Annotated in this window: 6 protein-coding genes and 2 pseudogenes; 1 reads left to right on the top strand and 7 read right to left on the bottom strand. The window is 49.9% G+C overall.

The genetic code is table 11. From position 1 onward, the window contains the following. Positions 1 to 79 precede the first annotated feature (79 nt). The 7 genes and pseudogenes from GL2_RS02865 to GL2_RS02840 form a co-directional block, all read right to left on the bottom strand. Positions 80 to 2,785: a TonB-dependent receptor gene (locus tag GL2_RS02865; RefSeq protein ID WP_143729211.1), complete on the bottom strand. Its 2,706-nt coding sequence runs from the start codon at positions 2,783 to 2,785 to the stop codon at positions 80 to 82. A 385-nt stretch (positions 2,786 to 3,170) separates the two neighbouring features. Then, a pseudogene (locus tag GL2_RS21810) lies at positions 3,171 to 3,317 on the bottom strand (transposase domain-containing protein); the annotation flags it as partial. 117 nt (positions 3,318 to 3,434) lie between these two features. Then, positions 3,435 to 3,539 (bottom strand): annotated as a pseudogene (locus GL2_RS22270) (transposase); the annotation flags it as partial. 477 nt (positions 3,540 to 4,016) lie between these two features. Continuing rightward, a complete protein-coding gene (locus GL2_RS02855; RefSeq protein WP_143729210.1) occupies positions 4,017 to 6,617 on the bottom strand; it encodes a TonB-dependent receptor in 2,601 nt (866 codons plus the stop codon). A gap of 281 nt (positions 6,618 to 6,898) precedes the next feature. Then, on the bottom strand, positions 6,899 to 9,766 hold the full coding sequence (locus tag GL2_RS02850; RefSeq protein ID WP_232053747.1) for a TonB-dependent siderophore receptor: 2,868 nt from the start codon (positions 9,764 to 9,766) through the stop codon (positions 6,899 to 6,901). 104 nt (positions 9,767 to 9,870) lie between these two features. Beyond that, positions 9,871 to 10,932, bottom strand: coding sequence for a FecR domain-containing protein (locus tag GL2_RS02845; RefSeq protein WP_143729209.1), 1,062 nt, complete (start codon positions 10,930 to 10,932; stop codon positions 9,871 to 9,873). A 283-nt stretch (positions 10,933 to 11,215) separates the two neighbouring features. Beyond that, complete coding sequence (locus GL2_RS02840) at positions 11,216 to 11,734, bottom strand: RNA polymerase sigma factor (RefSeq protein WP_143729208.1); 519 nt, start codon at positions 11,732 to 11,734, stop codon at positions 11,216 to 11,218. A gap of 233 nt (positions 11,735 to 11,967) precedes the next feature. On the opposite strand from GL2_RS02840, the gene dnaX reads away from it, so the two are divergent. Further along, positions 11,968 to 13,959, top strand: coding sequence for a DNA polymerase III subunit gamma/tau (dnaX, locus tag GL2_RS02835; protein ID WP_143729207.1), 1,992 nt, complete (start codon positions 11,968 to 11,970; stop codon positions 13,957 to 13,959). The last annotated feature ends 26 nt before the right edge of the window (positions 13,960 to 13,985 follow it).

Here is a 13,985-nt window from a genome sequence, read left to right as displayed (position 1 = left end):
TTAACTTATGTCTGAAGAAAGTTGCGAGAATAAAAAAAGGGGCCATAAGGCCCCCTTTTTTGACTTTTAGAGTCGAAGCTTAGAACTGGTAAGTAACACCAGCCCAAGCGTAACGGCCCTGGAAGTCATAAGTGCCGTTCCAGTCGCTACCTGAAGTGGTAGACGGCTCACGGTCAGTTACGTTGTCGATACCGGCAGACAGGCGCATTGCTTCGTTTACATCCCAGCCTGCCTTCAGGTTCAGGTAGGTGTGAGAAGGTACGTCAAGGTATGGGCTGTGGCCGTCACCGATGTACTGTACGTCAGCACCGAAGTCCCAGTTGTCAGCATACCAGGTTGCGCTGGCCAATCCGCGCCATTTGGTGAAGACATCACCAGTAGTACCAATGTAGTCCACCCTGTCAGTGGTCTGGTCAGTCTGGGAGTTATACTCTTCGTATTCCAGCAAGTGAGTTGCTTGAGCACGCAGAGCCAGTTTTCCAGCATCGTAGTGGAAGTTCTGTACAACATCGATATCAATACCGCTGGTATTGATTTCACCGATGTTCAACAGAGAGCCTTCAAGGTATTCGATCTGGCCGCTGTTGCTACGACGTACCAGTGCACAGGCAGCAGCATTGCTATCGCGGTAGCAGTCATCCAGGATCTGTTGGGTATCAGCTGAAGTGATCGCGTCCTCAACTTCGATTTTGAAGTAATCGAGGGTGATGGACAGATCTTCAGCAAAAGCGGGAGTCCAGACAATACCTGCGGTGAAGCTCGTCGACTCTTCCGGCTGTAGATCTCCGTTACCACCGATATTAGTGGGAACCTGATTGCCAGCCTGAGTGAACCCAGAGCTTACCATGCCACAGTTCGCACCCTGCCCATCTTCATTGTTACTGCTGGTGTCACATGGGTCGATCAGGTACTCATAACTCTGGGCGGTGCCACTATAGAGCTCATAGATACCTGGTGCGCGGAAAGCAGTAGACAAGCTAGTGCGGAAACGCAAGTTCTCAGTTGGTGCGTATACAGCCCCAAGTTTATAAGTTGCCTGACCACCAAAGGTGTCATAGTCGGAGTAACGTAAAGCTGCGTCAACAGAGAGTTCGTCCGCAAACTTAACGCCAGCCAGAATCGGCAGATTAAATTCTGCAAAAACCTCGGTTACAGCAAAGTCACCAGAGGTGGCATCCTGCTGGTTACTGAAGGTCTCACCAAGTTGGGTTTCTTCACTTGGATTAAATTCGCCAGACTCTTTACGATACTCAACGCCTGCAGCAAAACCAAGTGCACCGCCTTGCATTTGTACCGCTTCAATGTCGCCAGTCAGACTGGCTCCAACGTTGAACATATCGTATTCGTTGTCTTCACGGTCGGTGTAGCTGATGTAGTCGATGACATCATTGCTCATTCCGCCGAGGAACTGGATATCTTCCTCTGCAATACCGCTAACGCCGTCAAGAATCTCCTGAACTCGTGTCTTGCTGATGGAGTTACCAACGGTGTTCTCACCTTCATTCTTGCCGTAGCTTACGAACGCATCCCAGCCCCAGCCATTGGCGAAGTCTCCACGTAAGCCGCTAAGGATGCGATAGGTTTCAGTTTCCTGTTCGGAGTCGCGGGTGCCACCGGCAACCGGACGCAGGCGTACATCACTGAGGCCATCTTGCCAATTTTCACCATGAGTTGCCTCAGGTTCCTCAGGCTTAAACCCATCAGGACTGCCCTGGGCCTCCCACTCTGCTAAAGCAGCATTGTAAGCCGCTAAATCAATTTTGTAGGCGTCTTCAGCATCTTGCCAAGCATCAGAGAGTTGGGATTGAACCTCTGCAGAAAGATGATCTGCAGTGATGTTCAGGCCATTGCCTGCGTACATTGGCTGTGCAGCAAGTTGCTGATTGGTAGTTTTGGTAGTGTAAGAGCCCTCGGCATAAGCCTCGATAGAATCTGTAATTGAGAAGGTGCCGCTTCCAGTAAAGCTGGTACGCTCCATAGCTCCAGATAGCCACATGTACTGGCCAATATCATAACCGGCATACTTACCTAAAGTAGTTCCATCTTCAGCAACGCCAAAGTTACCGTAAGAGGTAAAAATATTACCGGTAGGGGACATGGAACTTTGCAGTCCAGCCCAGTCACGGTCTGTATAGGCAATTTCATCGCGCTTGCTGTGGGTGATGTTACCGATGAACTGGCCGCGATCAAATTCTTTACCGAAAGTAATAGACAGCTCGCCGTTCTCACCGCCGCCCTCTTCTGTAGCGCCTGCTCGTGCGTTGATGCGAACACCGTCAAAGGAGTCTTTCATCACAACGTTGATGACACCAGCAACGGCATCAGAACCGTATACGGCAGAGGCGCCGTCGGTTAGAACTTCAATACGGTCAATCATATCTACCGGGATATTATTCATATCCACTGCAGAACTTACGCCAGAGCTTGAGGATACGAAGCGACGGCCATTAACCAGTACCAGAGTACGCGCTGAACCCAGGTTACGCAGGTCCACAAATGACAGACCAGCACCGCCATTATTGTCATTAGCATTGATACCGGTAGTACCCATGGATGGAAGCTGGTTCAACAGCTCATCAATGGTGCCTACACCAGAACGCTGGATAGCTTCGGAGTCAACCAAAGTAATTGGTCCTGTAGTGGACAGCGGGTCACGAGCGATGCGTGATCCGGTAACTACTACTTCTTCAACTTCGGGTCCGGGAATGGATTCCTGGGCTAGTACGCCTGTACTGGCGATCGTGCCCAGTGCGGCTATGGCAACGCTCAGTTTGGTCTTAATCATAGTGGAACCTTCTTATACTTAAGGTACTTATAATGCTTTTAGATCATAATATTCGTGTAGAACGAACATGACTTTAATGCATTAAAGGGAAATATGGAACTATCTTGATGATTTATTGACCACTTGAGAGATTTCTTCTGTAGAGCTTCTTGAAGATTTTGGTTGTTTATTGATCTTTTTTGGACTGAAGCACTCAAAATCTAATAAAAATTGGTTTGAGTTTTCAATTTTGGGCTTTAATTTAGTTGAAATTTTTTTTTGAGGCTTGGGCTGGCCGAGGGGAGAGGAAGAGCTGGGGCGATCGAGTGAGAGCTAAAGTCAAATGTAAATGCTCAACTAACCCTATCCCCCCGATTCATTTGGTAAACGCGCTTTTGCTTCCCTCCTATAAATTCCAGGGCAATAAAGCTTCAATTGCACTAATCGTTTGCGCTCGCGGTAGGTCATTGTAAATCCGGCGTAGATAACAGTATGGCTCAAGACTATTCGCTTTGGCGGTTTTGATTAGACAATATAATTTGGCACTGGCACTTAGTGTCCATATTAAATATGTTGCTGAGTTTGTTGTGGGCAAGTTTGAATTTTTTTCAACATTGAGCTTGCGAATACGGCTTCTATAATTCACCAACTCCATGTGTTGGCAGGGGATTTTACTCTGTAAAGATTTTATGCCGCAGAAGGCTTGATAGTATGGATTTCGCTTCCATTGGAGCTCAACATTTCCGGTGCTTAAATTTTCTAGTTGCTTGAGAATAAGTTGGTCGATGAGGATGCGAATGCTTGGTCGGCCTTTTTAGTCAGAATAACAGTGCCCGAAAGTACGATCAAAGTCTGTCTATGGAATTGCTTTTAAGGGCAGTAACAGTGGATTTGAAGTATCAAGGTGATCGAGGAGATCGAAACCAAAAAACTGGCTTGTTGGTACTGGTCGGTGTTCGTGAGCTTGATTACTTTTGAATATTTCGAGGAAAATTTGACTCAGAATAGCGAAAACTAGTCGAAATGGCTCAGCCACTTATCAATACAGCCCTAAAGTTATGAGACCTAGCGGTTTTTTAGGGGCGACTATTTAAGGCTTATTGAGGGGCTGATTCGAGCCTGGAGATTGTGGAGGCGGAATCGCGACTATTGGGTTTCCTACATAAAAGTATAGTGAATTTAGCTTCTACGCAAACCTATAAAATGAAGCCCTAGCTAAGCCAGGGCTTCATTTTTTACAAGCGTGTTGTATTTAGAAAGATTGTTGCAAGCGAACGTAAAGACTGCGACCTAACGGGTCATACAGGCTGGTCGAATATCCACGATAGTATGTTGGGGAGTAGAAATCAGCTTCTTCATCAAATATATTGCGTGCACCTAAGGTAATTTTACCATTCCAAGGCGTGTTATAGCCAACTTGCATATTGTGGCTTGTATAAGCACCAACATCTTCATAACCCGCTAAATCAAAGAGGTTTTCTTGCGCGGCAATATGGTTAATATGCCAGGAGGCAAAGTAGTCATTATAGGACCAGTCGACACTCAGGTTGGCACGGAAATCGGGCTGGCTAAAATCACCCACAAGCTCGCGGACTTCATTGCGAATGGGGTCATCTTCATCCCACTGTGAGATGTAGCTTAAATCCGCACCAAAGGCGAATACACCATATGCAGAATCTAAGGTATAAGTAGTCGCCAGGTCATAGCCGGTTGTTTCTACACCGTTGTAGTTCACTACGCCAGCTTGAATGGAGTCTACCTTGCCATTTGCTAAGCGGGTAACATTAGAGCTGCTGCCATCTTGATCCAAAAACAGAATATCTTCAGCATCGATGGCCTGGATGCGCTGATCATACTGGATATTGTAATGGTTGAACTCAATAGTGAGATCATCGTTTACGTCCCAGACAAAGCCGAGGGAGTAGCTCTCAGACTCTTCAGGGTCCAGGTTTGGATTGCCTCCATTGAGCGTCTTGTGTTGAGCGTCAGTTTTACAATAATTGGTATCACTAGCCGCATTGCCTAGAGTGTCACAGTAGTAATAATCGTATGCGCCAGGGAAACCAAAAGACTGGCTTGCAAACATATCGTTAAGAGTTGGAGCGCGGAAGCCTTCTGACCAGCTGGCACGTAGTAGCAAGCCTTCCATTGGGCGCCACATGGCACCTAATTTAGAGGTGACCTTATCATAGCTGGTGTCAATAACAGCCAGCCCTACATCACCTTCCTGTTCATATTCATCGTAGCGAACAGCGGCGTTAAGCTCAACATCTGCCGGAAGTGCGAGAATAAATTCTGCGTATGCAGAAGTCCGATCTTGAGTCGAGTAGACGTCATCGCCTCCAGAGCCACCAGAGACGCCCCCAAGGCCTGAGGTAATGTCACTGATTTGGTCAAAGCTGAATTGCTCAAGCTCGGCGCCAAGAGCAGTGCTCAGAGAGATGTCGCCATTGCTCCATAGCTCACCGCTAATGGTGGCATCAAAAATATCACGCTCCTGCACAGTTTCATAAGTTCCTGTATGAGCTGCTAGGGCGTAAAATTCAGATACGTATGCTAGGTAGTCATCAGCATTGCGCTCGGCAACATTGAGTACATCGAACTCTTCATCGTCAATCATCTGTTGGATGGTCGCATCGACAATCAAGTTCGTGCCGCGGACGTTTTCATTGGCAAGAGTATGCTGGTAATTAATGGAGTAATCCATACCGTTCAGTATGTCCAGTCCACCTTCAATACCGAAGACCAAGTCAATGTTGTCACGCTTAGTGTAGGTATCGCGATTGCCTAATGGGGCGGCGCGCATAGAGATGGCTATTTCTTCGCCAAATGGGTTAAGGGGATTGTCCGCCTCCATGGAGACAGTATTAGTACTTACTGGAGTTGGCGCAAAGCGTGTTTGACCTTCATTTTTATGTGCAGTAAGGCGAGCGTTGAAGGTCAAATCATCTGACAAGTCCAGGCGGTACTTTGTCATGATGGTGTCTTTGGTGGTTTCAGGAAAGAGCCAGGTTACGTCAGAGTAGGCATATAGACAGCGATCAAAGGTCCCCGGTGTAGTGCTCGCGATATTACCGCAGAGATCTCCTTGCGCGGATCCAATCCAGTCTCCGTCAGCATTTTCTACATTGGGGACAGGTGAGTAGCTTGAAGTTCCAAAAAGCTTTCCAACAAACTCAGTATCAGCAATAGAGTCTTCTGTGCTGTGTTCATACACAAAAACAAGAGACGATGTATCAGTAGAAGTACCGGCAGCAATCTCAATTTTGTTGCTATCTGCACCGTCAACGGATGTTGGACTGGAGGTGCTAGCAGTAACTGTTAAGCCGTTCACATCCCTCTTGGTAATAATGTTTACCACGCCCGCAACAGCATCAGAACCGTAAATAGCAGAGGCGCCGTCCTTGAGAATTTCAATGCGTTCAACCAAAGCCATCGGGATTTGGCTAACATCCTGAGTCTGACCTCCACCATAACCTAGGCCAGGCATGCGGCGGCCATCAATTAGTACGAGAGTTGCACCTAGACCGCGCAGGTTTACTTCCCGAGTGGTGCCAGCTCCAGACCCTTGTCCTGATGTGCCACGAAAGGAGCCAAAGCTATTGGCGCTCAGGTTCTGTAATACATCAGCTACAGTGGCATTGCCACTTAGGTCAATATCGCTGCGGTCGAGAACGGTAACTGGAGAGGTGCTTTCTACCTCTAGGCGCTTAATACGCGACCCAGTTACTACAACCTCTTCCACCAGGTCAGCGTCTTCTTGAGCGAAAGCAGGCATAGTCGGAACCATGATCGCTACCGCAGTAAGGCCTAAAGCGCCTTTGACGGCTGCAGATAGGAGATTCTTTTTCATTGTCAATCCTCTCTTGATCGTTGGATTTATAGTCTTTTGCCATAAGTGGCGATCGTTGAAAGTGGCTACCCCCAAGTGGCCACTTCCCTCCCAACACTATTCAAGACGATTGGCGTGGCAAAGCCCTCAAAAGTTTCGTATTTTTTTCCAATACTTCGTATTGGACGTTTTGACAGGTTATAAGAGGCTCTACTTAATATTGAAATTAGGGGGGTACTAGGGGTAAGTCTGGGGGGAGGGTTAAAAGCTAAATAAGAAGCCACCGAACCAGTAGCGTCCGGTTAAATCGTACGTACGATAGTCGTAGTTATTGTCTGTGGCGGTTGCCATGAGGGGGGGGGGCTATTGAGTAGATTGTTTACTCCAATTGTAAATCGGGCATTTGAAGTTTTGCTGAGGGCAAGTTGCAAATCTTGAGAGACCCAGCTGTCGATCTTACGAGTCACAAGGCTGTCACTCTGGATGTAAGACTCTTCCATACCTCCAACAAAGTGGACTGTGTAGCCTAGCTTCCAATTTCCATTGCTCCAGTAGGCTCCCGCATTGGCTTTCCAGTCGGGAAGTGATCCTACACCCCCCGTGGCAGTGTCCACAAAAGTACCAGCTAAGTCTTCTTCGGGTAATCCTTGAGCACCTTGATTCAAATACTGCAGCATATGACTCATATTCACTGCCAGGCTCAATTGACCTAGATCTCCTGGCTCTAAATCATAACGCAAGGCAATATCATACCCTCTGATATCTCGGCTTCCTTTATTAGTGCGAGTGGCAAGAATTTTAATGATCTCACCTTTATCGTCCCGGATTACTTTCTCGGGGAATATCCCCATATATGCATTTTGGTCGACCAGAAATTGTGGGCTGCTGCCTATTACGTCATCTTGCTTGATGTCGAATAGTTCAATGGCGACACTTAGCCCCTCTATTTGCGCGGGTGTCCAGCGAAGGCTCGCAGACAAGGTTTTTGATATTTCAGGGTTCAAGTCGGGATTTCCACCGAATTCTGTGAGGTATTGAATTCGGGCACTGCCTGCCTGCCCTGGGCAACCAGTTAGATTGTCTGCATTGTCACTTGCACAGGGGTCGAGGATAAACTCCTGGCTTTGATAGCCCTGCTGGTACATATCGGTGAGGGTTGGGGCCCTGAACCCCGTGGCATAGGCGGCTCTCAACTGTAAAGTGTCGGTAGGATTCCAGCGAATGGCTAGTTTCGGATTGTGTGTGCTACCAAAATCGCTGTAGTTGGAAAATCGAACTGCGCCATCCAGCCATAGCTTATTTTCTTTTATAGGGACTGAAACCTCAGCGAAGGCCTCTTTAATGGTACGCGATCCTTTGGCTGATCCCGGTGTATAGCCTCCGATAAATGAGAGGCCCTTGCTGTCATTGGAGTTGGAGGATAAGGCTTCATGGCGAACCTCAAAACCTGCTGCTGCAAGTATCTCTCCGGCCTCAATCTGCCCCAATATTCCATCAGAAACAAAGGTGAGTGACTCCATACGTGAATGATTGCGGGTGGAGCTTTGGCCGCGAATAAAATCCAATTGAGCGCTGTCAATACTTCCGCTGGGCCCGAACAGGTTTACTGGAACACAGCCACTGTTTGCGTTACATATATCTGGTCCCTTTAGGCTTAGGGAGAGTGCGAAAGGGTCAATTAAATTACTGAGTTTTTCAGTTTTGTCTGTGTGGTGGAAGGCAGTGCCCAGCTCCCATTGCCATTCGTTGTAAGTCCCTTTGATGCCACTGTTCAATCGCCAGGTGGTCGATTGGTTTGTTTGAACTCTGGGGCCCATCTCAATGATTCTTTTCCGGACATCAGTTATATCTTGATCAAATGGGTTGTAGATATTATCTGCCGCTATGGTTAGCTCTCCGTTATCAAAGCGGGTGAAAACCGGGGTAGGGGCATTGGTAGCTTCCGCAGATGTGTGTAGTCCCATGACTTCAGTAAACAGGAGAGTATTTTCATCCAGTTCGTAACTGGCAGAAAAATACCCTGAGCTGCTCTGTATTGGGGAGATGGCGGAAGTGTAGTCGTTATAATCGTACCGCTCCTCCTGTGACCAGTCCTGGTAGATCCCGCTTGAGGCGCTAGTGACTACCTGTCTGCTATCAAGGGCGATAAAGCCTTCAGGGATTGCCGAAGAGCGCTTATCGGTGCCCCCATCGTTGCGACTGTCAGCCGATTTCGACAGGCTGCGGTCGCGACTCATTACCGCCCCTTGCTTGTAGTGAGCCAGGCTTAACATCAGGTGACTACGCTCTCCTTGCCGTCCCCAGGCTAGGTGATGGGATTCGGTTTGGAGATCATTTTCCTGTGCCTGGCCGTAGTAACTATCTATTGATAGCCCTTCGAAGTCTCTACGGAGAATGATGTTGATTACCCCGGCAATGGCATCTGAACCATAGATTGCGGAAGCACCGTCCTTCAGGATTTCAACGCGTTCAACTAGTGACAGGGGAATGGTGTTGAGATCTGTGGCCTCCCCGTTGTATCCGTCCCCTATGATGCGGCGGCCGTTGATAAGGACTAATGTATTGCTTGCGGGGAGTCCGCGCAGGGATACGGTTGCTGTGCCGTTATCTTCCTGGCTGACGGAAGTGCTGGTTGAGTTTCCAGATATCGCAGGCAGGAATTTGAGTAGTCCTGCAATAGTTTGTGCACCTGTTAACTCAAGCTGTTCTCTGGAGAGCCGGTCTATTGGGGCGTAGCTATCCAGTTGGTAATGACGTAGGTGGCTGCCGGTCAGACTTTGCCCGGTAACAGTAACCTCCTCTGTCGGGGGCTTGATTGTATCCAGGGGCTCAGGGGGCTGTCCGCTGTCAGGCGTAACTGCGAAAGAGTTCGAGCTAATACGCTGGTAAGTAAATGGCAGGTCCTGAAGCAGTTGTTGAAGGGCTAGTTCGAATTGGCCGTCATCACTTGGTATGTCCTGCGCAGGCAATGCATAGCGGGATGCAGATGAAGTCTGTACCAGTACAGAAACCTTACATTGTTGGCCTAAGGATATTAGCGCTTGGGGTAGGGAGCCAGCCGGCAGTGAGATAGAGGGCTTTGGGCAGGAGCTATCAGCTGTACCAGTAGCTGGCAGCAGTAGTATTAAGGAGAAAAAGGCCCAATACTTTACCTTCAAGAGGGTGCCCATTTTTGTTGCATTCAGCGCCAAAATTGGCACTAAGGTGCTTATTACTATTTATAAGTGGGCGGCAATTTGCACAATAAACAACCGCCATTTATGACGGTTATAACCTAGTTGTGCTTGGGAGACAAGATAGTCAGGTTTGAGTTGCTGCGGTCTTGCTGCAATTGAAGTGCTGTGGCTATAGCTTCCAGAGTATTGTCCGGGTCGGAAATGGCGAAGGTCCCGGACACCAAGCGCCCTTCTACTTGAGGGGCGGCAGTCGCAGGTACAGAAAGATAACGATTTAACTCTTGCAGGGCCTCTTTGAGAGGGGTTTTCTCAAAAACGAGAAGACCTCTGGTCCAATCCGTGGCTTCCTGGGGAGAGGCCGGGCGTACATCACCCAGGCCGTGATCAGTGATGCTGACTTTCTGGTTTTTAGTCAGTCGGACTGACTCTGGAGACAGTCCGGGACTGGTCTCGGCCTCACTTACTGACACAGTGCCCTCGGTGACAGATACCTTGGTGCTTTCAGGGTTGAGCTCAACATTAAACTCAGTTCCCAGTACGCGAATATTGGCGCTGCCAGCAGAGACAGTGAAGGGTCTTGAAGTCTGCCGAGCGACCTCGAAGAAGGCTTCGCCACGAATAAGATGGGTCTGCCGCTCTTTACGGCTATAGCTTACACGCAGCTCAGTATTGGAATTCAATTTTACTTCTGAGCCGTCTGCAAGGTTCAGTGTGCGAATTTCCCCGAGCTGGGTGGTATAGATTTGTTGGCTGGATTTCCCAGTGTTTAACCAATCCAGGCTGATCCAGGCAGCAAGAAATACACCGCAGGTGGCCAGCCCTCCACTTAGGAGCCACTGGGGTGCCCCCCAGTTTCCGCGAGGTGACTTTCTAATATCTCTCACCTTTTGCTTTTTTTCATTGGCAGAACTGGAGGCTTGAGATGTTGGGGTACCCTCTGGGAAGAGCTGGTCAATAGGCATGTGTTCAAGTGCACCGAGGTCGCCCCAAAGCTCAGTAATTTCCTCAAAAGCATGGCGATTTTCGGCAGATGTGGACAGCCAGTTCGCAAATTGACGTTTATCAGCTGCACTGATGGTATCGGAGCGTAAACGCGCAACCCAAGCGCAGGCCTGGTCCAGGCTCTCTTCGCTTGTTGTTTGTTGTGCGTTGATATTCATAATTGCTCTGTTACCTTGAACTTAAGGGCTGTCTAACGGGACAATCGTGCCTAATTTTGGGTGCATCTTACTCAAATTTGTCTTATTTGTGCGATGCAGGCGGCTCAAACTTTCCCTTTGCAAAATAATCACAATGCTCAGGGTCACTTTGTCAGCAAAATATTCTGAAAGTGCCCTGGTTGGCAGAGTTGTTTGAGCCTTAAGTATTGTCCTTGCATGCTGAGACGGCCGAGCCGATGTCCCCCTCAACAAAATTTGAATCTTGCGGTATTGCTTGAAGAGTTTAACCGACCTTTTTCCTGCAGGCCTTGAGCGCCTGTAGAATATATTTCTCGACACTGCTGACTGAGATATTCATCTCGCGGGCAATTTCGCTGTATGAGAGCCCGCGGGTTCTGTGCAGGAGAAAAGCCTGACGGCATTTGAGCGGCAGTTTATCCATGGTTTCGTAGATGGACTGAAGCTGTTGGCGAGCAGCGAGGACTCTCTCTGGGGATTGGTGGTCAGCGTGGTCGTCACTGTGGGGTTCTCCATCGAGGGGAACTTGCTGGTTGATATACTCTACGTGTAGTTTGCCCCGGCGCAGCTGATCGACAGCCAGGTTGTTGGCAATTTGGTAAAGGTAAGCGCGGGGGTTATCCAGTTCCTTCTCATCACTGAGTTTCTGCAGGCGTAGGTAGGCGTGTTGTGCGATATCCTCGGCGTCGTCTGGGCTTTTGACAATGCGTGCAACAAACCTCACGAGGGCTTGGCCGTGCTCAGCAAACAGCTTTTCAAGAAGCGTCTTCCTGGCCTTATTCATTACTTATAGTTTTCCCCGTACCAAACTCGCTGTAGTTATGGACTGATTGTTCTTAGTGCGAGTTGGCGCACAGTTATAACATAAGCTTCGCTTCGGCTACGAGTGGCACAGATTGATCTGTGGGTTGTCGTTGGCTATTCGCTATGCGTAGGCGCCTATGCCGGTATAATGGCGCCCGCGCAGTGGCGCACGAGAATTGATTTTGCTGAGGTGTGCCGAGCACCGGAGACTGGATGAGCTATCAAGTACTGGCACGTAAATGGCGCCCGCGGCTGTTTCGGGAGATGGTGGGGCAGGAGCATGTACTCCAGGCGCTCATCAATGCCCTGGACAATGGCCGTTTGCATCACGCCTATCTGTTCGCCGGTACCCGGGGAGTGGGCAAAACCACCATAGCGCGGATTCTGGCCAAGTGCCTCAACTGTGAAGAAGGTGTCAGCTCTGAGCCTTGCGGTCAGTGTGCGACCTGTACAGAGATTGCGGATGGCCGTTTTGTCGATTTAATTGAAGTGGATGCGGCATCGCGCACCAAGGTGGAGGATACCCGCGAGCTACTGGAGAATGTTCAGTACGCGCCGACAAGGGGACGGTACAAGGTCTACCTGATCGACGAAGTCCACATGCTCTCCAACAGTTCCTTCAACGCCTTATTGAAGACCTTGGAGGAGCCACCACCTCATGTGAAGTTCCTGCTGGCCACTACAGATCCACAAAAGCTGCCAGTTACGGTGCTATCCCGCTGCCTGCAATTTAAACTAAAGAACATGAGCCCCGAGCGGGTTGTTGAGCATCTGCGCTTTGTTTTGGAGCAGGAGCAGGTACCTTTCGAAGAGGGCGCCCTCTGGCATCTCGGGCGCGCTGCCGATGGCAGTATGCGTGATGGCATGAGCCTCACAGACCAGGCGATCGCCTTTGGGGCGGGCAAAATCAGTGAGGCCGAGGTGCGTGGCATGCTCGGCAGTATTGATACCGGGCTGGTGTGGAAGCTATTGCAAGCCCTGGCTGATGTGGATGCAGTAGCGATATTTGCCGTGGTTGCGGAGCTTTCCCAACAGGCACCGGACTACAGCGCCGCTCTGGCAGAGCTGGCAGATAACCTGCACCGCCTGGCGGTTGTCCAGGTGTTGCCCCAATCGATAGATAACGCGCTGGGGGATAGAGAGCGGCTGCAGGCACTCGCCGCACAGATAGCCCCGGAAAATTTACAACTCTATTACCAGATGGCACTGCATGCCCGTCGAGACCTACCATTGGCCCCGGACCCGCGTAGCGGCTTCGAAATGGCCCTGCTACGTATGCTGGCATTTCGCCCGCAGGGGGTAGCGGATATTCCCAAGGCAGAGTTGCCAGGGGCTACAGCGGAGGGGCAGTCTGCCCCAGTATCGATGGAAACCCAATCTATCACCCCTCCGGCGGCGCAGGGGGTTACCGCGGAAAAAAAGTCTGAACTGGCCCCGCAGAGGCCTGAGGCCGTTGCGGTAGTGCCCGAGCCGGAGGTGAAGGTTCAACCGGCTCCGGCAGATGAAGGAGCGGTAATAGAGGCTGTAGGGGAATCTGTACACTCGACAGGGTCGAGCGAGAATTATTCGAAAAGCGAGCCTATCTCAATGGCCTGCCAGGCAGAGCAGGATCTCCAACCTGCTGAGGTTGCTGGAGAAGAGCAGGCTGCTGCAATACCGTCGCCAGGTCGACGCGAAGATGTTTTAGCTGAACTCCGTCAGCGTGTAGCGGAAGTGGAATTGTCTCCACTACCATCTGTTGTATCGCCGGAACCGCAGAGGCAACCGGTAACTACAGAAGCCACAAATACGCCGAAAGCGCGCTTCGATGCACTTACTTCTGGCAGCTGGCCGGTACTGTACCGGCAGCTGGGAATCAGCGGGATATTGCACTCTATCGCCCAGCACCTTGAGCTTGTAGGGCGCCAGGACAATATACTTTCCTTTACCTTGGATGAGTCCTACAGCAGCCTTTATGACGATGTGCACCAGAGGCGCTTGGGAGATCTGCTGGGAGATTTTTTCCAGCAACCGGTGGTGGCACAGATCCAGGTTGGGCTGGTGCAAGGCGGTACACCGGCACGCCTGGCAGCGGCGACTCGCGAGGCGCGACTTACCGCCGCTCGCGAAGCGTTAACTACCGACCCCGTGGTTCAGGAATTAGTAGTCGAGTTTAATGCGGAGTTGCAACCGGGCTCTGTCGAGTCCCTGGTCGAAACGGATTAATACATATTTGGATGCCTGATTTTCAT

The organism is Microbulbifer sp. GL-2 (assembly GCF_007183175.1).
GTDB lineage: Bacteria > Pseudomonadota > Gammaproteobacteria > Pseudomonadales > Cellvibrionaceae > Microbulbifer.
This window is presented reverse-complemented; position numbering and strand designations above follow the sequence as displayed.

Bases quoted from the DNA above. Each gene is read 5' to 3' on its own strand.
- GL2_RS02865 (WP_143729211.1), bottom strand. From the start codon at position 2,785: ATGATTAAGACCAAACTGAGCGTTGCCATAGCCGCACTGGGCACGATC.
- GL2_RS02855 (WP_143729210.1), bottom strand. From the start codon at position 6,617: ATGAAAAAGAATCTCCTATCTGCAGCCGTCAAAGGCGCTTTAGGCCTT.
- GL2_RS02850 (WP_232053747.1), bottom strand. From the start codon at position 9,766: ATGGGCACCCTCTTGAAGGTAAAGTATTGGGCCTTTTTCTCCTTAATA.
- GL2_RS02845 (WP_143729209.1), bottom strand. From the start codon at position 10,932: ATGAATATCAACGCACAACAAACAACAAGCGAAGAGAGCCTGGACCAG.
- GL2_RS02840 (WP_143729208.1), bottom strand. From the start codon at position 11,734: ATGAATAAGGCCAGGAAGACGCTTCTTGAAAAGCTGTTTGCTGAGCAC.
- dnaX (WP_143729207.1), top strand. From the start codon at position 11,968: ATGAGCTATCAAGTACTGGCACGTAAATGGCGCCCGCGGCTGTTTCGG.